The sequence below is a fragment of the Roseovarius sp. CH_XMU1461 genome (genome assembly GCF_037027165.1).
Classification (GTDB): Bacteria; Pseudomonadota; Alphaproteobacteria; order Rhodobacterales; family Rhodobacteraceae; genus Roseovarius; species Roseovarius nubinhibens.
This window is the reverse complement of record NZ_JAYMDV010000002.1, coordinates 365665-384805: the sequence shown is the minus strand read 5'-3', so window position 1 is coordinate 384805 and position 19141 is coordinate 365665. Positions and strand designations below refer to the sequence as shown.

17 protein-coding genes are annotated in these 19141 nt (G+C 64.1%); 7 read left to right on the top strand and 10 right to left on the bottom strand.

The window, feature by feature from the left end:
- Positions 1–45 precede the first annotated feature (45 nt).
- On the bottom strand, positions 46–339 hold the full coding sequence (locus WA237_RS07140; protein WP_009815315.1) for a hypothetical protein: 294 nt from the start codon (positions 337–339) through the stop codon (positions 46–48).
- Positions 336–3140, bottom strand: coding sequence for a bifunctional [glutamine synthetase] adenylyltransferase/[glutamine synthetase]-adenylyl-L-tyrosine phosphorylase (locus tag WA237_RS07135; RefSeq protein WP_336097172.1), 2805 nt, complete (start codon positions 3138–3140; stop codon positions 336–338). Before WA237_RS07135 ends, WA237_RS07140 begins: the two co-directional genes overlap by 4 nt.
- 84 nt (positions 3141–3224) lie before the next feature.
- Here WA237_RS07135 and WA237_RS07130 point away from each other — a divergent pair, with 84 nt between their 5' ends.
- Together WA237_RS07130 and WA237_RS07125 are read left to right on the top strand one after the other, a co-directional pair.
- Positions 3225–3686: an RDD family protein gene (locus WA237_RS07130; protein ID WP_336097171.1), complete on the top strand. Its 462-nt coding sequence runs from the start codon at positions 3225–3227 to the stop codon at positions 3684–3686.
- 95 nt (positions 3687–3781) lie between these two features.
- On the top strand, positions 3782–4615 hold the full coding sequence (locus WA237_RS07125) for an arginyltransferase (RefSeq protein WP_009815318.1): 834 nt from the start codon (positions 3782–3784) through the stop codon (positions 4613–4615).
- On the opposite strand, the gene WA237_RS07120 is transcribed toward WA237_RS07125, so the two are convergent.
- The gene (locus tag WA237_RS07120) at positions 4612–5499 is read right to left on the bottom strand and encodes a LysR substrate-binding domain-containing protein (protein ID WP_336097170.1); all 888 of its coding nucleotides are present in this window, start codon (positions 5497–5499) and stop codon (positions 4612–4614) included. The genes WA237_RS07125 and WA237_RS07120 overlap by 4 nt on opposite strands.
- A 112-nt stretch (positions 5500–5611) precedes the next feature.
- Here WA237_RS07120 and WA237_RS07115 point away from each other — a divergent pair, with 112 nt between their 5' ends.
- The 3 genes from WA237_RS07115 (at position 5612) to WA237_RS07105 (ending at position 7892) form a co-directional block, all read left to right on the top strand.
- A complete protein-coding gene (locus tag WA237_RS07115; protein ID WP_216017013.1) occupies positions 5612–6316 on the top strand; it encodes an SDR family oxidoreductase in 705 nt (234 codons plus the stop codon).
- Entirely contained in the window at positions 6306–6554 is a 249-nt protein-coding gene (locus WA237_RS07110; protein WP_336097169.1) for a DUF6552 family protein, read from the top strand. Before WA237_RS07115 ends, WA237_RS07110 begins: the two co-directional genes overlap by 11 nt.
- Before the next feature lie 465 nt (positions 6555–7019).
- Positions 7020–7892, top strand: a complete 873-nt coding sequence (locus tag WA237_RS07105; RefSeq protein ID WP_336097168.1) for a hypothetical protein — start codon at positions 7020–7022, stop codon at positions 7890–7892.
- A gap of 180 nt (positions 7893–8072) precedes the next feature.
- Here WA237_RS07105 and WA237_RS07100 read toward each other — a convergent pair whose 3' ends face one another.
- A complete protein-coding gene (locus WA237_RS07100) occupies positions 8073–8996 on the bottom strand; it encodes a DMT family transporter (RefSeq protein WP_336097167.1) in 924 nt (307 codons plus the stop codon).
- A 283-nt stretch (positions 8997–9279) separates the two neighbouring features.
- Entirely contained in the window at positions 9280–10152 is an 873-nt protein-coding gene (locus tag WA237_RS07095; protein WP_336097166.1) for an NAD(P)-dependent oxidoreductase, read from the bottom strand.
- A gap of 76 nt (positions 10153–10228) precedes the next feature.
- Between WA237_RS07095 and WA237_RS07090 the strand changes: the two genes are divergently transcribed.
- Complete coding sequence (locus WA237_RS07090; protein WP_336097165.1) at positions 10229–12697, top strand: penicillin acylase family protein; 2469 nt, start codon at positions 10229–10231, stop codon at positions 12695–12697.
- A 91-nt stretch (positions 12698–12788) separates the two neighbouring features.
- Here the strand turns inward: WA237_RS07090 and WA237_RS07085 are convergent, their stop codons facing one another.
- The gene (locus WA237_RS07085) at positions 12789–13910 is read right to left on the bottom strand and encodes a glycine cleavage T C-terminal barrel domain-containing protein (RefSeq protein WP_336097164.1); all 1122 of its coding nucleotides are present in this window, start codon (positions 13908–13910) and stop codon (positions 12789–12791) included.
- A 109-nt stretch (positions 13911–14019) separates the two neighbouring features.
- Here WA237_RS07085 and WA237_RS07080 point away from each other — a divergent pair, with 109 nt between their 5' ends.
- Positions 14020–14493 carry an Lrp/AsnC family transcriptional regulator gene (locus tag WA237_RS07080; protein ID WP_336097163.1) on the top strand — a complete coding sequence of 158 codons (474 nt, stop codon included), beginning with the start codon at positions 14020–14022 and terminating at the stop codon, positions 14491–14493.
- Positions 14494–14503: 10 nt separating this feature from the next.
- Here WA237_RS07080 and hflX read toward each other — a convergent pair whose 3' ends face one another.
- The 4 genes from hflX to trkA form a co-directional block, all read right to left on the bottom strand.
- Positions 14504–15781, bottom strand: a complete 1278-nt coding sequence (hflX, locus tag WA237_RS07075) for a GTPase HflX (RefSeq protein WP_336097162.1) — start codon at positions 15779–15781, stop codon at positions 14504–14506.
- Positions 15778–16017, bottom strand: a complete 240-nt coding sequence (hfq, locus tag WA237_RS07070; protein ID WP_009815330.1) for an RNA chaperone Hfq — start codon at positions 16015–16017, stop codon at positions 15778–15780. The genes hflX and hfq overlap by 4 nt, the downstream gene beginning before the upstream one ends.
- Before the next feature lie 146 nt (positions 16018–16163).
- Positions 16164–17684 (bottom strand): TrkH family potassium uptake protein, encoded by a 1521-nt coding sequence (locus WA237_RS07065; RefSeq protein ID WP_009815331.1) that lies wholly within the window; start codon positions 17682–17684, stop codon positions 16164–16166.
- A 4-nt stretch (positions 17685–17688) separates the two neighbouring features.
- The gene (trkA, locus tag WA237_RS07060) at positions 17689–19065 is read right to left on the bottom strand and encodes a Trk system potassium transporter TrkA (RefSeq protein WP_009815332.1); all 1377 of its coding nucleotides are present in this window, start codon (positions 19063–19065) and stop codon (positions 17689–17691) included.
- Between the last annotated feature and the right edge of the window lie 76 nt (positions 19066–19141).

Genomic DNA, 19141 nt, shown 5'->3' with positions numbered 1-19141 from the left:
GATTTTGCGTGTATGCGAACGGATCACAGCCCCGCCCGCCAAGGCTCAGTCGCGCTGTTGCCGCCGCCAGCCGCCGCGCCGCCGGGGCCGCTCGGCACTGGCCTGGCCCTCGCGCAGCACCTCGGTCATCGGATGCTCGGGATGCTCTGCGCCATAGCGCGCGATCAGCGCCGCGATATCCTCCTGCGTCTCGCGCCCGGCCTCCATCGACAGCGCCCAGTCGAGAAAGATCGACCGGCATTCGCCCCCCGTGATCCCTTCGATCCGATAGGCCTCACGGATGAGCCCCTTGGGGTCCAACGCATCTTTCACGCGCTTGCCGTTCATCTCCGTGCTCATCCCTGTCTCCCTTCCGGCGCGCGCTGCAGCGCCGCCTCGATGATCTCTTGCGCCCGCGCCGCGCGATGGTCGAGCGCGGCGATCAACGCCGCCATATCCCCCGCCTCGACCTGACGCAGCAGGAACGCCTTGGCGCTGCCGGTCACCCGATCCGGGTCCGGCGCCTTGTCGCTGAGCAGCCGCGCCGCCAGCGTCACCCGCCAACAAAGCCTGAAAGCGGATTGTAAATCCTGCCTCTCCGCGTCACTTAACCAGCCGATTTCGACAGCCTCGGCCAATCCTTGATGCACATCGCAGGTGCCGCTGCCCGCCATCAGGATCGCCGCCTGCGCGATGAGCTCCACATCCTGCAACCGCCCCGGCCCGAGCTTGGTATCGAGCGGCCCGTCGGGCTGTTTCGCCGCGCCGATCCGGGCGCGCATCTCCGCCACCTCGGCCAGAACCTTGTCCACCGGATAGGCCTGCGCCAGCAATTCGCGCCGGAACGCCTCGACATCGCGGCCAAGCCCCGCATCCCCGGCAATCGCCCGCGCCCTTGTGAGCGCCAGATGCTCCCAGACCCAGGCCTCGTTCTGCTGATACTCCTGAAACGCCGCCCAGGCCGTCGCCACCGGCCCCTGATTTCCCGAGGGCCGCAGCCGCATATCCACCTCATAAAGCCGCCCCTCGGCGGTCTGCGCGGTGATCGCGGTGATCAGCGCCTGGGTCAGCCGCGCATAATAGGTCCGCGCCCCCAAGGGCCGCTTGCCGTCCGAGCTCTCAACCCCCTCCGCGTCATAGATCACGATGAGATCGAGATCCGAGGTCGAGTTGAGCCGCGCACCGCCCAGCGATCCCATGCCAAGCACCGCAGCGCCGCGCCCCGGCGGTGGCCCGTGGCGCGTGGCAAACTGCGCCACCACCTCCGGATAGAGCGCCGAGACAATCGCCTCGGCCAATTCCGCATATTGCTCGCCCGCACGATCCGCATCGATGAGATCGCGCAGATGATGCACCCCGATGCGGAAATGCCATTCCCGCCGCCAGCGCCGCGCCGCGTCGAGCTTGCGCTCGTAATCGCTCTCGGCGGCGAGCATCTCGGAGGCTTCAGCGCGCAGCGCCTCCATCCCCGGCCAGGGCGCAAAGAAATCGCCGGCGATCACCGCATCGAACACGCCCGCATTGCGCGACAGATGCGCCGCCAGCGCCGGCGCCGTCCCGGCAATATCCAAGAGCAGGTCAATCAATTGCGGATTGGCCTCGAAGAGCGACAAGAGCTGCACCCCGGCCGGCAGCCCCGCCAGAAACCCATCGAGCGCCACCAGCGCCTCTTGCGGATGTGCGGCACAGGCCAGCCGGTTGAGGATCTTCGGCCGCAGCCGGTTGAAAATCTCCGTGGCCCGGGTCGAGCGCAGCGCCGGATAGGTGGGCCAACGGGCGATGATCGTCCGGTCGAGCTCGATCCCTTGCGCGGGCGGCGTCTCTTCCACGCTCTCCGGCGCATCGGGGGCAAAGAACCGCTCTATGATCGCATCCACCTCGGTGAGCCGCGCGGTGATCTCGTCGCGCAGATCGCTCAGATCCCGCCCCATGAAATCCGCCAGCCGCTGAAACTCTTCCTCGGAGCTGGGCAGCGCATGGGTCTGCGCATCGCGCAGCATCTGCACCCGGTGCTCGACCTCGCGGTGAAACCGGTAATGATCGCGCAGCGTTGCCGCCACATCCGCCGGGATCCACTCATTCTCCGCCAGCCGCGCCAGCCCCTCTTCGGTGCCGCGCACCCGCAACGCGCGGTCGCGCCCGCCCGCGATGATCTGCCGTGTCTGGGTGAAAAACTCGATCTCGCGAATGCCGCCCCGGCCGAGCTTCATGTTGTGGCCAAACTGCCCGATCCCACGGCCAAACCCCTTGGCCTCGCGGATCCGCAGCCGCATGTTATGGGCGTCCTCGATGGCCGCGAAATCGAGATGCCTGCGCCACACGAACGGCTTGAGCGTCGCCAGAAACCGCTCGCCCGCCGCCAGATCCCCGGCACAGGGCCGCGCCTTGATATAGGCCGCCCGCTCCCAGGTCCGCCCGAGGCTCTCGTAATAGGCCTCCGCCGCCGCCATGGCGAGGCAGACGGGCGTCACGCTCGGATCGGGCCGCAGCCGCAGATCGGTGCGAAACACATAGCCCTCCGCCGTCCGATCGTTGAGCGTCGCGCTCATCCGCCGCGTCGCCCGCACGAAACTCGCCCGCGCGTCGAGAAACTCCTCCGGCCCGAACCGCGTCTCGTCAAAGAGACAGATCAGGTCGATATCCGAGCTGTAGTTGAGCTCCCCCGCCCCCATCTTGCCCATGGCGAGCACCACCATGCCGCCCGCCGTCTCGATGTCATCCTCGCTTTGCCCCGGCAGCTTGCCACGCCGGATCTCGCGCCCCACCGCCTCGGTGAGCGCCCGCTGGCACGCCAGATCGGCAAACTCGGTGAGCGTCCCGGTCACCTCTTCCAACGGCCAGACCCCCGCCAGATCGGCGAGCCCCGCCAAAAGCGCAATCCGCCCCTTGGCCCCGCGCAGCCCCGAGCCAAGCGCTCCATCCTCGAGCCCCCGCACCGCCGCCATGAGACCCGCTCGCGCCGCCTCCGGGTCATCGAGCGCCTCGACCAGCCACCCCGCCTCCCGCGCGATCAACCCGGCGAGATAGGGGCTGCACCCCGCCGCCCCCGCCACCAGATCGGCCAGCTCGGGGGCAAGCCCCGGCACCTGGCCCCGCGCCTCCTCGGCAGCATCGGGATCATGGGGACGGGGACAGCGGGTCATGCGGGACAAAAAACTCATGGCCCGACCATTCCCCGCCCCCGTCCCGAGGTCAATGGGCCTCGCACCATTGCACGCAGGCGCGCGCCTCCCTATCTGGGGATCATGACCTATACCCAAGCCCCGCTCACCTGGCACCTGCCCGATCCCGAACGTCAGCCCGAGTTCTACCGCGACGTGGCGACGAAACGCTTTGTCGCCTTCTGGATCGACACGGCGGCAATCTTGCTGCTCACGCTCATCGCCGTTGTGCTAACCGCCTTCACCGGGCTTTTCTTCTTTCCGCTGCTCTTTCTCGCGGTGGGCTTTGCCTATCGCAGCTACGGTCTCGCCCGCCATTCCGCCACACCTGGCATGCGGCTCACCGCCATCGAATTCCGCGACCGCAACGGCGACCGTCTCGGCACCGACACCGCCCTGCTGCACACGCTGGGCTTCTCGCTGAGCTGCCTGCTCCCGATCATTCAGATCACCTCGATGGGCTTCATGCTGCTCAATCCGCGCGGTCAGGGGCTCACCGATATCGTCCTTTCCACCGTCGCTCTCAACCGCCGCGCCGCCAGCTAAACCCCAGCCAGCCTCGCAAATCCACAACCTGCCCCCTTGGCGGGGGGTATCTTCGTTGCTATCGTTTCCTTTGGATTGACGACAATAGAGGTATCATGCGCCACACGCTGCCCCTGGCCCCTCAGTTCTATGTGACCGCGCCGCAACCCTGCCCCTATCTGCCGGGGCGGATGGAACGGAAACTCTTCACCGCGCTGCAAGGCGACGAGGCGCAGCGGCTCAACGATTCCCTCTCGAAACAAGGCTTCCGCCGCTCGCAGAACGTGCTCTACCGCCCCGCCTGCGCCGATTGCGCCGCCTGCCTCTCGGCCAGGATCGACGTGTCGCGCTTCAGCCCGACGAAATCGCAAAAACGGGTGCAGCGGCGCAATGAACATCTCGAACGCCGCGCCACCTCGCCCTGGGCCACCGAGGATCAATACGATCTCTTCCGCGACTATCTCGACGCCCGCCACGCCAGCGGCGGCATGGCCGATATGGACGCGTTCGAATTCGCCGCCATGGTCGAGGAAACCCCGGTGCGCACCCGCGTCGTCGAATATATCGACCGCGACAGCGGCGCGCTGATGGCCAGCTGCCTCACCGATATTCTCGATGATGGGGTGAGCATGGTCTATTCCTTCTTCAACCCCTCCATCGCCCGGCAAAGCCCCGGCACCTATCTGATCCTCGACCATATCCAGATGTGCCGCGATCTCGGCCTGCCTTACGTCTATCTCGGCTATTGGGTGCCGGGCAGCCCCAAGATGGGCTACAAGGCCGGGTTCTCGGGGATCGAGCTCTATGTCGGCGGCCAATGGGAAGACATGCGCCCGTCTGAGGACTACGAGGACCGCGCCCACCCGCTGCACAGCGATCCCATCGCCGAACAGGTGGCCGACATCGTGCTGCCCGACGGCATGGCCCGCCACTCGGGCGCCACGCGCTAGCCCGCGCCGCCGCCCTGTGCCGCAGCCGCCGCGCTGAGCCAGCCCATCACCGAGGCCACCGCCTCGTTCCGCCGCCCGCGCAGCGCCAGAAGATAGAAATCCTGCGCGCCGCGCATCACCGCCTCACTGACCTGCACGAGGCTGCCCTCCGCCAAATCCCGCGCCACCAAAAACCGGCTCACCAGCGCCACGCCCTGCCCGGCCCGCGCCGCATCAATGGCAAGCGCCGTCTGGCTGAGCCCAAGCCCGCGACCGCTCTCCTCCGCCACCCCGATCTGGCGCAGATAGCCCGGCCAATAGCCATGGGCGTCACGCAGCTTGGGCAGCTGCGCGAGCTGCGCGGGCGTCACCGGCCCCCTCCTATCGCCCAGCAGCTCCGGCGCCGCCACCGCGATCAACTCCTGAGGGAAAAGCAGGACCGCCTCGATCGACGCGCCAAAGGGCGGCCGCCCCTGCCGCACCGCCAGATCAATGCCATCCCCATGAAAGCTCGAGACTTTTTCCGTGGCCATAATACGCAGATCGACATCGGGATGACGCTCGGCCAGCCCCGCCATATTGGGGATGAGCCATTTCGCCGCAAAGCTCGGCGTGACGCTGATCGTCACCCGCCCGGGCGTCGGCCGCAGCGCCGCCGTGGCCTGCCGCATCTCGTCGAAGGCCCCAGCGATCCGCCCGTGATAGGCCCGCCCCGCCTCGCTGAGCATCAACCCCTTGGGCAACCTTTCGAACAGAGCCACGCCAAGCCCCGCCTCCAACTGCCGCACCTGCTGCGCCACCGCGCCTTGGGTCACGCCCAATTCCTCCGCCGCCGCCCGAAAGGTCAGATGCCGCCCCGCCGCCTCAAAGGCCCGCAGCCCGTTCAGATTGGGTAATCTCTCCATCTGACAATAGTATTCCTACAGTCACGAGAGATCAATCCTCTCGCGCATTTGCCCGCCAACCGGCGTATCTATGAGGCAAGCAACCCGATGCAATCCCCTGATGGAGGCCAAGATGACTGTAGACAAAGTAGCCCTGATCACCGCCGGCGGCTCCGGCATGGGCGCCGACGCCGCCCGCCGCCTGGCCCAAGACGGCTTTAAGGTCGGCATCCTCTCTTCCTCCGGCAAGGGCGAGGCCCTGGGCCAAGAGCTTGGCGGTTTTGGCGTCACCGGCTCCAATCTCGACCCCGAGGCGCTCGCCGCGCTGGTCGACGGCGCCACCGCGCGCTATGGCCGCGTCGATGTGCTGATCAACTCCGCCGGCCACGGCCCCAAGGGCCCGGTGCTCGACATCCCCGATGAGGATTGGCATCAGGGGATGGAGGTCTATCTGATGAACGTGATCCGCCCCACCCGTCTCGTCACACCGGTGATGCAGGCCCAAGGCGGCGGCGCGATCATCAACATCTCGACCTTCGCAGCCTTTGAGCCCGACCCGCTCTTCCCGACCTCAGGCGTCTTCCGCGCCGGGCTCGCCGCCTTCACCAAGCTCTATTCCGACAAATATGCTGCCGATAACATCCGCATGAACAACGTGCTGCCGGGCTTTATCGACAGCCTGCCGGAAACCGACGACCGCCGCGCCCGCATCCCGCTCGGCCGCTATGGCCGCGCCGAGGAGGTCTCGTCGCTCATCGCCCTGCTCGCCTCCACCGACGGCGGCTATATCACCGGCCAGAACCTGCGCGTCGACGGAGGCCTCACCCGTGCCGTCTGATCTCGCCCCCCGCCGCCTCTCGACGGCCCAGATCGCCTTTGCGCTGAAATGGGTGGCCTCGGCCATCCAGATCGTGGGCTACGCCGCCACCGCCTTTGGCTGGACCCCCTACAACCTCTATTTCTTCCTCATAGGCGTCCTCGGCTGGTTCCTCGTCGGCGTCATGTGGAACGACCGCGCCATCATGCTTATCCACATCGTCGCCCTCGCCGCCATGATCGCCGGGATGAGCCAGTAACGGGTGGGTGGGTCGTGAAAAGCGGAAGCTAACCGCGCTCGGCGGACCTTGCTGCCCTACGCAGAGGCCAGCGCCAGCCCAAGGCAGGGACTGGCGCTGGCCGGGCCCCTTGCGCGCTGTTCACCGGCACGGCGCTTGCACTGATCCCTCTAGGCCGGAAAATCCCCACTGTCGCTTTACCGACGCGAGACCGACGTGTCACCGACACCGCGTTTTCGGCTGGGTCCTCGCGGGCATCTCGTAGACAGACCGCGCCAACCGCATTCGGTTGATGTTTCGCGACACGCCTTTAAGGGACACAAAAATCGCTTTCTACAGGGCAACAGAAAATCCCTGATTGACGATGCGGTCAAAGAATTACCCGCAATTCGGGCTAATTCCACCCGAATTCAGCATAGTATGCTCCGACAGTAACAATTGATGAGTTAACCCGTGCCAATAGAAACATATACACTACCTGAGAGCATGCAATTGGTTGTCCGCATTCTTCCGTCGGACAACGATCCTGATACCGATGACAGCCAGATCCTTTCAGGATTTATAGAGTCTATTCCTGTGATCAAACGATCGGCCAGTGACAGGTCGCTGTACTTTCAGACCTTTTCCATTGCGCCGCCGCCCCGAAAGCAGATGCTGGAGATCGGAAAATCCGCAAAATCCTGGACGCCGCCCAGAGAGTTTGATCCCTGGAATGCCACGACGCGGGCCTTCTGGGCGCGCGTCGCCCGCAATCCGGATTTGCATCAACAGATAAAATCCTGGCTTGATCAGGTCCTGCACATGCTTGAGCGCGTCAACAAAATGGGCCGTGCGACAGAGGGGCTATGGGAACTCGACGAAACGCAATTCGCCGAACCCGCCATATCTGTTCTTGCAATAGCGCACCCTGATTTCGTCCCCTATTATGCGCGGTTCTTGACCGTCTGGGACATGCACCATGAAGTAACCCAGAAAGACGTCATTTCTCAAATTTTCACGTCTCATGGAATCACTGAGGCAACCGAGAACCTGCTTATCGCTCGAATTGTTGATGGCGTTGGACAATATGGCTACGACAATTTCTGTGAAATGCTGCCACTTTTGCAAGAGCACTATGGCAAGATCGAAGGCACGGATTTTTACAAGCGAATGGCCGCGTATCATCACGCCGCATCCGTGAGCAGCTATGCACGTGTATTGCAGAATAAATTCGACAACTACAGATACGACTTTCTGCGGGACAAGAAGCCGCAGCTGCCCAAACTCTCCGAGCTTCTCGCTTCGTTTTTTCCGGAGGGCCAGCCGAAACGATACGAATACGAGCAAGAAATCTTCGACGATTTGCTTCGAAAACAGTAGACACGCGCCCTCTAAAAACACCGCGGCCCGGCGCGTCAAACCAACGCTCCGGCACCGCCCACGCCGCCATGATCCCTGGGATGAGACAGTAACGCGCAGCTGGATTGCTGGAACAAACAGGGGAACGGCGGGGAGACGACAAAGCCCGCCGGCGCTCTTACGTGTGTCCACCGCGCCCGATCAGCGACGTAGCACCAATACCCCTGCCCCCACGATCAACATCATCCCCGTGATCGACGCGACGGTCGGCGCGATGCCAAAACACACGATATCCCAGACGGCAACAAAGACGAGATAGCTATACTCGAATGTAGCAACGGTGGATGGCGGCGCGGCTTGATACGCCCCCGCCAGCATCATGCCAATACCCACGGCAAATCCCGCCAGCAACAAAAGGACGAGCCAATCCTTTGGGGTCACTCTTGTCCATTCACCAAGAATATACGGATAGGCCGCGTGCAGGTCACCCTGCGGCTTCAGGAAAACCAGAAAAAGGCTTACCGCAACACCCGCCACCATCATGACGGTATTCTGCGACAACGAAAGCGCGGCAAGGGGCACGCCCTGGCATCTTGTCCGTGTCGTAATATGTGCAAGAGCATAGAAACCCGCGCCTATGATCGGCAACAATGCCCAAGGCGAAAACGCGTCTGTGCCCGGCTGCAGCAAGACGACGACCCCGACAAAGCCAAGCACCACACCCATCCAACCCAGAGGCCCGACGGCTTCCTTGATGACATAGGCGGACAGCAAGGTCACAAAGATAGGAGCGATATAGTTTGCAGCACCAACTGTCGACAAGCTCAGAAATGGGATGGCGGCATAGAAGGCTAGAAATGTGGTTGTGATAAAGAGCGCGCGTAATAAGGACCATGTCCCAAAGGCGGCGCGCAGGATGCCCCTATGTGCGCCGCGCATCCAACTCACACTCAGCAGCAGAGGCACGGCCAGGATGCCGCGTAGCGCAAAAATTTGCCAAAGGGTCAGAGTGTTACTGAACAGTTTGAAGATGACATCTTGAACCGAAATCGTGAGTGCAGCCAAGACAATCAGCAGGACACCCCGGGTGATGTTTAGCGGGCGGGTTTCGACCTCAATGCTCAAGAGCGGTATCTCCGTTATCATCCGCGCAACTTGCGCAGCGAGGAACATTGGGGGTCTCGGCGCTCACTTCGGCTCGACGCTTTTCATTCCGATATGCTTGGTAAATCCGACAGTCCGACGCGCCACAGCATTTCGCCAGCCCAAGGCAGGGGCTGGCGATGGCCGGGCCCCTTGCGCGCTGTTCACCGACCCGACGCGTCAAACCAACGCCCCGGGCTGGAAAATCCCCACTGTCGCGGTGCAGACGCGATACCGACGTGCCACCGATACGCCGTTTTCGCCCTCAACCGAGCTTGCGCAGCCGCTTGAAGAGGCTCGACGTATCCCAACGCCCGCCGCCCATTTTCTGCACATCCTTGTAGAACTGATCGACCAGCGCCGTGACGGGAAGCGACGCGCCATTTTCCTCCGCCGTGTCGAGGCAGATCCCCAGATCCTTGCGCATCCAATCCACCGCGAACCCATGTTCGAACTGGTCGTCGATCATCGTCTCATAGCGGTTGGCCATCTGCCAGCTGCCCGCAGCGCCCTGGCTGATCACCTCCACCACGGCCCGCCCGTCGAGCCCGGATTTCTCCGCGAAATGAAGCGCTTCGCTCAGCCCCTGCACAAGGCCCGCGATGGCGATCTGGTTGCACATCTTGGTCATCTGGCCAGCGCCGCTCTCGCCGATCCGGCGGCAGATCCGCGCATAGGCCGCCATCACCGGCTCGGCCTGCCCATAGGCCGCCTCATCGCCGCCGCACATGACCGAGAGCACGCCGTTCTCCGCCCCCGCCTGACCGCCTGAGATCGGCGCATCCACAAAGGCGAGCCCCTTGGCCCCCGCCGCCTCATAGAGCTCGCGGGTGACCTTGGCCGACACCGTGGTGTGGTCGACGAACACCGCCCCCTCTTTCATCCCCGCAAACGCCCCGTCCTCGCCCAGACAGACGCCCCGCAGATCATCGTCATTGCCGACACAAGCCATAACGAAATCAGCGCCTTGCGCCGCCTCGCGCGGGGTCTTTGCCGCCGAGCCGCCTTGCTCTTTGACCCAAGCGTCGGCCTTGGCCGCGGTGCGGTTATAGACGGTCACCTCATGCCCCTTGGCCTGTAGATGCCCCGCCATCGGGTAGCCCATCACACCCAAGCCCAGAAATGCCAGTTTCGCCATATCCCTCACCTCCTGCATTGTCTCAGGCCGGATTTCTGACTATCCCGTCCCTGATTGCAAGGAGAAACGGCCCCACATGGCAAGACTACTCAAATGGGTGATCCGCATCACCGGGGCGGCGCTGCTGCTCGGCCTGATCGCGGTCGGCGTGTTCTATATGCTGCTGTCGCGCTCGCTGCCCGACTATGACAAGAGCCTCGCCGTCTCCGGGCTCACCGCCCCGGTCGAGATCGTGCGCGACAATGCCAATGTGCCGCATGTCTTTGCGGCCTCCGACCGCGATGCCTATTTCGGCCTCGGCTATGCCCATGCCCAGGACCGGCTGTGGCAGATGACGACCCTGCGCCGCACCGCCCAGGGCCGGCTCTCCGAGGTCTTCGGCACCCGCACGCTCAATATTGATAAGCTCTTGCGCCGGCTCGATCTTTACGGCGCGGCCCGCGCCTCGGTCGAGATGCAGGACAGCGAAACCCTGATCGCGCTCGACGCCTATGCCGCCGGGGTCAACGCGCGGCTCGAAGAGATCAACAGCGATGCTTTGGGCCGTGGCGCGCCGGAAATGTTCCTCTTCAACGCGCCGATCTCGCCCTGGCAGCCCGCCGACAGCATCGCCATCCTGAAACTCATGGCGCTGCAACTCTCGGGCCATCTCGCCCATGAGGTGCGCCGCACCCGGGTCTCGCTCATGCTCAATGACAAGGACCGGCTGCGCGACATCCTGCCCGACGATCCGGGCCAGGGCATCGCCGCCCTGCCGGAATATGCGAGCCTTTTCCCGCCCCAGAGCCTGCCGCGCTATGCCGAAACCACCCGGATGCCGCGCGACCCGCTGTCGCCCTTCGCGCCGCCGGAACTGGCAGGCGCATCCAATGCCTGGGCCGCCGCCCCGGCCCGCTCCGCCGCCGGTGGCACGCTGCTGGCCAATGATCCGCATCTGGGCTTTTCCGCCCCCGGTGTCTGGTATCTGGCGCGGCTCGATCTCGCCTCAGGCGGGGTGATCGGCGGCACGATCCCCGGCATTCCCGCCATCATCGTCGGTCGCAGCGCCCGGCTCGGCTGGGCGGTCACCTCCTCCTATCTCGATGACCAGGACCTCTTTATCGAGAAACTGAACCCCGAGAACCCCGAGCAATATCAAACCCCTGACGGGTTCAAAGCGTTCGAGACACGCAATTCCATCATCCAGATCAAGGACCATGATCCGGTCACCATGACGCTGCGCTGGACCGACAATGGCCCGGTGCTGCCCGGCACCCATTACGATCTCGGCACCGTGACGCCCAAGGGCCATGTCGCCGCCCTCGCTTGGACCGCGCTGAGCCGTCGCGACACCACGATGAGCGCCGCGATTGACCTCATGTCCGCCGCCGATGTGTCTGAGGCGCTCGAGGCGGGCGAACGCTATATCGCGCCCTCGCAGAACCTGACGCTGGTCGATCAGAACAACATCGCCATGAAGCTGGTCGGCTCCATGCCCCGCCGCGCCGCAGACCACGAAAGCCAGGGCCGCATGCCAAGCCGCGGCTGGATCGCCCGCAACCGCTGGCAGGGCCGCATTCCCTACGCCGACAACCCCGAATTCATCGCCCCGCACGGTGGCATTCTCGGCAACACCAACAACAAGACCGTGGATCAGCCCTTCCCCAACCATGTGAGCTTTGTCTGGGGCGACACCCAACGCATCCACCGCTGGGAACGGCTCATGCAGGGGCGCGAGGTCCACACCCGCGACAGTTTCATCGAGGCCCAGCTCGACACGGTGAGCTTTACCGCCCGCTCGATCCTGCCGCTGATCGGCGCTGATCTGTGGTTCACCGGCACCCCCTCGCCCGAAGGCACCCAGGAACGTCTGCGCGAGGACGCGCTGCGGCTTCTGGCCGATTGGAACGGCGAGATGAACGAACATCAGCCCGAGCCGCTGATCTATGCCGCATGGCTGCGCGCGCTGCAGGTGCGCCTCGCCAAGGACGAGCTCGGCCCGCTGATCGAGGAATTCACCCATGCCGATCCGGTCTTTATCGAACGGGTCTACCGCGATGTGGACGGGGCCGCGATCTGGTGCGATGTGCGCCAGTCGAGCCCGCAGGAGACCTGCACCGACATCGCCCGGCTGGCGCTCGACGATGCGCTGGTCTGGATCTCGGATCGCTACGGCAATGCGCTCGAATCGCTCCGCTGGGGCGATGTGCATCAGGCGACCCATGACCACCCGGTTCTGGGTGAGGTGCCGGTGTTGCGCTATTTCGTCAACATCCGCCAATCGACCAGCGGCGGCGACCACACGCTCTTACGTGGCCGCACCATCGGCGAGGGGCCGAACCCCTATCACAACGTTCATGGCGCGGGCTATCGCGGGGTCTATGATTTCGCCGATCCCGACAGCAGCGTCTTCATGATCTCGACCGGCCAGTCCGGCCATTTCCTGAGCCGCCATTACGACGACATGGCCCAGCTCTGGCGGCGCGGCGAATACATCCCGATGTCGCTCGATCCCGATCTGGCCCGCGCCGCCTCGGTCGGTGTGACCCTGCTCAGCCCGCGTTAACGCGGGCCGAGCGCCCGGTTTCGGGCACAGTCGTTTTACCGTCGTAATACCGACGTCTTACCGACGGGCCATTTCCGGGGTTAACGCCGCGCTACCCGGCGCCAAACCCGGCCCGAGGGTCGACCCGACGACGCCCTTCTGCCATCTCGACATAGAGGCTCTCGCCCGTCTCATCCATCTGCGTCGAGATCATCCCGACGCCGATATTCGCACCGAACCGCTGCGAATAGACCGCCTCGCTGAGGACACCGACAGGCGCGCCTTGGCCCGTCAAAACCGGCAGCCCATGCTCGAAATCTTGGATCGGCGCGCCCTCGATCACATAGGACACCCGCCGCCGCGCCGCCCCCTCGCGGCGCAGTCTGAGCAAGGTCTCGCGGCCGACAAAATCCTCCGGCTTGTCGAAATCGACCAGCGCCCCAAGCCCGATTTCAAAGGGATTGCAAGGGTTTACCTGAAGCCTTCCATCCGCCCCATAGGACACAAGCCCGCTCTCGATCCGTTCGAGATCATTCGGCGCACCCGGCCGGATGCCATAGGGCGCACCCGCCGCTTTCACCATCTGCCAGAGCTCCGCCCCCCGCGCGCCATCCTGCAGGTAGAGCTCAAACCCGCCCTGTTTCGACCAGCCCGACCGCGCCAGAACCACGGGAATGCCGCGCAGCTCCGTCTGCCGAAACCCGAAGTATTTGAGCTCCGTCACCCAGTCCCCAAAGAGATCCGCCACCACCCGCTCGGCCTTGGGCCCCTGGATCGCGAGCGGCGAGACATCCGGCTCATGCACCTCAACATCGACCCCCCGCTCCGCCGCAATCGCACTCGCCCACAGCTCGATATCGCTATCCGCAATCGACAACCAAAACCGCTCATCGTCCAGCTTCAACAGCACCGGATCATTGATGAGCCGCCCCGCATGATTGCAGATCGGCACATAGCGCCCCTGACCCACTTTCGTCCCCCGCATGTCGCGCGTCGTCAGATACTGGATCAGCCGCGCCGCGTCGGGTCCGGCAATCTCCACCTGCCGCTGCGCCGCCACGTCCCACATCGCCACCCCGGTCATGAGCGCCGCGTACTCCGCCTGCGGATCCCCGAAATGCGCCGGGATAAACATATGATTATAGACCGAAAAACACGCCACCCCATCCGCCACGGTGGCGTCGAAATACACCGATTTCCGGTTGTTGGGCCCAATGCCGATCTGAAACACCATTCCGATTTCCCATCCTTGATTGCCGAGGAACTGGATCGCAAGATATGGATATTCCGTGCAAGCTGTGGTCAAAATAGCCATAGTTTTGGCAGAATATTGCAAGGGCCCCATGGATCGGCTGGACATCCGCATCGTCGACATTCTGCAACGCCGGGGGGATCTGACCCATGCCGAGCTGGCCGAGGCCGTGGGCTCGACCCCCTCGACCTGCCTGCGCCGGGTCCGCAGCCTGCAAAAGGCGGGCATCCTGACCCGCAATGTCTTTCTCGCCGATGGCGCAAAGCTGGGCCGTGGCCTCAGGGCGATCATCACCGTCACCACCAAGGATTACGATCTCGCCCGCCGCGCGGCCTTTGCCAAATCCGTGGGTGCCGAGCCCGCGATTTCCTATGCCTATGGGGTGACGGGCGATCTGGATGCCATCCTGATCGGCAATTTCCGCGATATGGTCGAGTATCAGGCCACCTGCGACAGGCTCTTTGACGGGGATAAAAACATCACCCGCTACACGACCCATTTCATCTCGGAAATCTACAAGGACGATCCGGCCATCCCCTGCGACCCGGCCCTGTCAAAGGGCTGAGCCACCGCGGTCACAGGTCTTGGAACTGCCCCGCCTGCCGCGCCGTCCAATGCAGGTCGAACTCCCAGCCCTCATCGGTCTGCCGTTCGGCTTCCACCACGCCCTGATCAAAGAGCCACGCCCGGCGCCGCCCTTCGCCAAAGCCGAGCGTGATCGTCGCCTCGTGCTGCACCCCGCTGAGCGCCTCGGTGGCCTGATCGACAAAGGCTTCCATCCCCTCGCCGCTCACCGCCGAGACAAGGATCACCTCCTCGCGCCGCGCCGCCTGATTGGCAAAGGTCTCGCGCGCCTCGGGATCAAGCAGATCGGCCTTGTTCCACAGCTCGATGCGCGGCGTGCCCTCGGCCACGTCGAGGCTCTCGAGAATGGCCTCCACGTCGCGCGCCTGCTCTTCCGTCTCGGGATGCGAAATGTCGCGCACATGCACCACCAGATCGGCGCTCACCACCTCTTCAAGCGTCGCCCGGAACGCCGCCACCAGCTCGGTCGGCAGGTCCGAAATGAAGCCCACCGTATCGCTGAGGATCACATCCGGCCCGCCATGCGGCAGCGACACTTTGCGCATCGTCGGATCGAGCGTCGCAAAAAGCATGTCCTTGGCCATCACGTCAGACCCGGTCAACCGGTTGAAAAGCGTGGATTTCCCGGCGTTGGTATAGCCCACCAGCGCGACAATCGGAAACGGCACCTTGGCCCGCGCCGCACGGTGCAGGGTCCGGGTCTTCACGACCTTCTCCAACTGCCGCCGCAGCCGCACCAGCTGATCATCGATCGCCCGCCGGTCGGCCTCGATCTGGGTTTCCCCCGGACCGCCGACAAAGCCAAGCCCGCCGCGCTGCCGCTCGAGGTGGGTCCAGGCCCGCACCAGCCGCGTCCGCTGATAGCTGAGCGCCGCCATCTCGACCTGCAGCACGCCCTCGCGGGTCGCGGCACGGTCGCTGAAAATCTCAAGGATAAGCCCCGTCCGGTCCAGAAGCTTGAGCCCCCAGGCCTTTTCGAGATTGCGCTGCTGTACCGGCGTCACCGGCCCGTCGATCAGCACGAGATCGACCTCATTCGCCTCGAGCCGCGCCTTCAGCTCTTCGATCTTGCCCGACCCAAAGAGCGCCCCGGGATGCGGTTTCGGCAGGCGCACGATCTCGGATCCCACCACGTCGAGACCCGGCAAGGCGACGCCAAGCGCCACGGCCTCTTCGAGCGCCCGCTTGGGATCGCGGTCGTCATTCTGGCCATAAATATCTGGATGCAGGACCCAGGCACGGGTCACCGCGGGATCATGAGACGTCACGCGTCCTCGTCACCGTCATACAGGTTGACCGGCTGCGCGGGCATGATGGTCGATACCGCGTGCTTGTAGACAAGCTGGCTCTGGCCATCGCGGCGCAGCAGGATGCAGAAATTGTCAAACCAGGTGATCACACCCTGCAGCTTGACACCATTGATCAGGAAGACCGTGACCGGAGTCTTGGTCTTACGCACTTGGTTGAGAAATGCGTCCTGCAAATTCTGACGGTCTGAAGCCATTGTACCCTCAAAGCCTTTTTTCTTGCGCGGTGCCGCGGATCGGCCCCGATTTTCAATCTTCATTAAGTATGAAGATCAATCGACGCTTATTCCAGCCCTAAAATGCAACCGGGACAAACACCTCCGCCGGTTGTGCCCGGCTCGGCTTAATCCCGCCACAGGCCGGGGTTCAGCAATGCGATGATCGCCAGCGTCTCAAGCCGCCCGATCACCATAGCCGCACAGAAGGTGAGCTTGGCCCATGGCCCGATGGTCAGCAGGTTGATCGGCACTTCGAGCGCCGAATGGGTCAGCGGCCCGGTGGTCGACAGCCCCGCCACCGACAGCACCAGCGCCTGTTCAAACCCGATGCCCAGCGCCGAAAAGACCACCGACAAGAACGCCAGCGACAGCGCGAAGAGCATGAAGAAGATCCACGCCACAAACGCCCCCTGCCGCCGGATCCGGCGGCTCCGCGCGCCCGCCCGTCCCACCGACGAGGGATGGATCAGCCGCTCCATCTCCCGCGTCCCCGCGAGATAGAGCGCATAGACCCGCAAGAGCTTGACGCCCCCCGCCGTGGTCGCCACCCCGCCGCCCATCACCGCGAGCCCCATCAGGATCAGCCCCGAAGTCTCGAGCCCCGACCAATCCTGCGCCGCGTCCCAATAGGCGCTCTCGAACCCGGTGGTCGACAGGAACGACAAGACGCTGAACGCCCCACCCCAGAGCGCCTGAAACGCCGCGAGCCAGCTCTGCCCCTCGGTCACATCGAGCGTGCCAAGCCAATGCCGTGCGAAAAGCGCCAAGGGCACCCCCACCACCATGATCACGCCGAGGCGAAACTCGGGATCGTTCCAAAGCCCCGGCCGCGCCGTGGTCACCGTGTCCGACGAAAACGTCAGCCGCGACAGTGCGAAGGTGAGAAAGAGGAAAATCACCGCCTCACCGGCGATGCCCGATTGCGCATTCTGCAACCCGCCCACCGCGGAAATGCCGCTCGTGGCCATGGTCGACATGGCATGCACAAGGCCCACCAGAGGCCGGTCGCCGCCGACCAGAAGGCACAGCCACATGATCACCGTGAGACCAACATAGACCGGCGCCAGCGTCACCGTCGCCCGGCCCAGCCGCCGCGACGCCGAGGCGCGTTCAAACCGGTCGAACCGGGTGCCGCCCTGCCCCGGCTCCGCCGTCGCGGTGACCTCGAACCCGCCGAGGTTGAGCTGCGCCAGAACCGCCGAGGCCGAAACCCACATCAACAGCCCGCCAAGCCAGCCGATCATGCCGCGCCACAGATGCAGGCTGTCGCGCAGCCGCCCCGGCTCGTCAAAAAGCGTGGCGCCGGTGGTGGTCAGGCTCGACACCATCTCGACATAGGCGTTGAGATAGCTCGTCGTGCCGAGCCCCTCGTAAAACGGGATCGCCAGAAACAACGGCAATACTGAATAGGTGAGGAAGAGCGAAAACAGGTTGGCGAGATCATTGTCGGTGCGGCGCGGCCCGGTGCTCATCGCCACGCCGGTGAGAGACACCAGCGCCAGCCCCAGAATGCCGGTATAGAAAAAGCTCCGCGCAATCGTGTGATCTTCGAGCAAAAGCGCATGAAAGGCCGGTAGAAACATCGCCAGCGCCGCAATCCCCGCGAGGATCAGAAACAGGGGCAATCTGGCCAGATACGCCAACATCGGATCAGAAAAAGTCGATCGAGACCTGGAGGAGCTGCTCGACCGCAGGCACATCCGAAGCCAGCGCGAAGATCACCATCACATCGCCTTCTTCGATGCGCAGACCGCCGCTCGGTTTGTGAATCTCATGGCCCTTCTTGACCGCCCCGACCAGCACGCCTTCGGGGAAATCGATGTCGCGGATATGGACGCCCGCCACCGAGGAGGTCGACAGCACCTGCGCCTCGATCACCTCGGCCTCGGCATCGCCGATGGAATAGACCCCACGCACCCGGCCATGCCGGATATGGCGCAGGATCGAACTCACCGTGGTGGCGCGCGGGTTGATATAGGCGTCAATCCCCATCGGCTCCATCAGCGGGATGAGCGTCGGATCATTGATCAACGAGATGGCCAGAGGACAGCCCTCCGCCTTGCCGCGCACCGCCGCGAGAAGGTTGGTCTTGTCATCATCCGTGACCGCCAGCACCGCATCGGCCCGGCTCACCCCCGCCTCGTTGAGAAGCGTCGCGTCGAGCGCATCGCCATTGAGAACAATCGTCCGCTCGAGCGCATCCGCCGCGCGTTCGGCACTGGCACGGTTGCGCTCGATCATCTTGGCCCGGATGCCGCCGCCGCGCTCTTCGAGCGCCTGCGCCACGGTCAGCCCGACATTGCCGCCGCCAAGGATCACCACCCGCTCCTGCCGCTTGGTGGTCTTGCCGAACACCTCGAGCAGACGCGGCACATCCTCATTCGGGGCAAAAGCATAGATTTCATCGCCCGCGAAAAGCTGATCGCCCGCATCCGGCGCGAAAAGCCGCCCCTCGCGCCGCACCGCGAGCACGATCACCCGCAGCGTCGAGAAGAGATCGTTGAGCTGCCGCAAGGGCGTGTTGAGCACCGGACAATCCTGTTCGAGCCGCAACCCCATGAGCTGTGCCTCATCTTCAAGGAAACTCTCGCTGTCAAAGGCCGCCGGATATTTGAGCCGCCGCAGCGCCGCCTCGGCCACCTCCCGCTCGGGGCTGATCACCACGTCAATCGGCATGTGATCGCGCCGGTAGAGATCGGAATAAATCGCGTCGAGATAGGACTGGCTGCGCAGCCGGGCAATCTTGCGCGAGATGTTGAACACCGAATGCGCCACCTGACAGGTGACCATGTTCACCTCGTCCGAATGGGTCGCGGCAATGATCATGTCGGCGTCATTGGCGCCGGCCCGTTTGAGAATGTCGGGATAGCTGGCAAAGCCCCACAAGCCCTGAACATCGAGCGTGTCGGTCGCACGCCGCACCAGTTCGGGATTGTTGTCCACAACGGTCACGTCGTTCTTCTCACCAGAGAGATGGCGGGCGATTTGCCAACCGACCTGACCCGCGCCACAGATAATGACCTTCATGCCTGCCCTGTCTTTTGGCCCTTGGGGCTTTTTGCATGGCAGGTTGCGGGGCAAGGGTCAACGGGTTTATCCGCCG

Bases quoted from the DNA above. Each gene is read 5' to 3' on its own strand.
- WA237_RS07140 (WP_009815315.1), bottom strand. From the start codon at position 339: ATGAGCACGGAGATGAACGGCAAGCGCGTGAAAGATGCGTTGGACCCC.
- WA237_RS07135 (WP_336097172.1), bottom strand. From the start codon at position 3,140: ATGAGTTTTTTGTCCCGCATGACCCGCTGTCCCCGTCCCCATGATCCC.
- WA237_RS07130 (WP_336097171.1), top strand. From the start codon at position 3,225: ATGACCTATACCCAAGCCCCGCTCACCTGGCACCTGCCCGATCCCGAA.
- WA237_RS07125 (WP_009815318.1), top strand. From the start codon at position 3,782: ATGCGCCACACGCTGCCCCTGGCCCCTCAGTTCTATGTGACCGCGCCG.
- WA237_RS07120 (WP_336097170.1), bottom strand. From the start codon at position 5,499: ATGGAGAGATTACCCAATCTGAACGGGCTGCGGGCCTTTGAGGCGGCG.
- WA237_RS07115 (WP_216017013.1), top strand. From the start codon at position 5,612: ATGACTGTAGACAAAGTAGCCCTGATCACCGCCGGCGGCTCCGGCATG.
- WA237_RS07105 (WP_336097168.1), top strand. From the start codon at position 7,020: ATGCAATTGGTTGTCCGCATTCTTCCGTCGGACAACGATCCTGATACC.
- WA237_RS07095 (WP_336097166.1), bottom strand. From the start codon at position 10,152: ATGGCGAAACTGGCATTTCTGGGCTTGGGTGTGATGGGCTACCCGATG.
- WA237_RS07090 (WP_336097165.1), top strand. From the start codon at position 10,229: ATGGCAAGACTACTCAAATGGGTGATCCGCATCACCGGGGCGGCGCTG.
- WA237_RS07085 (WP_336097164.1), bottom strand. From the start codon at position 13,910: ATGGTGTTTCAGATCGGCATTGGGCCCAACAACCGGAAATCGGTGTAT.
- WA237_RS07080 (WP_336097163.1), top strand. From the start codon at position 14,020: ATGGATCGGCTGGACATCCGCATCGTCGACATTCTGCAACGCCGGGGG.
- hfq (WP_009815330.1), bottom strand. From the start codon at position 16,017: ATGGCTTCAGACCGTCAGAATTTGCAGGACGCATTTCTCAACCAAGTG.
- WA237_RS07065 (WP_009815331.1), bottom strand. From the start codon at position 17,684: ATGTTGGCGTATCTGGCCAGATTGCCCCTGTTTCTGATCCTCGCGGGG.
- trkA (WP_009815332.1), bottom strand. From the start codon at position 19,065: ATGAAGGTCATTATCTGTGGCGCGGGTCAGGTCGGTTGGCAAATCGCC.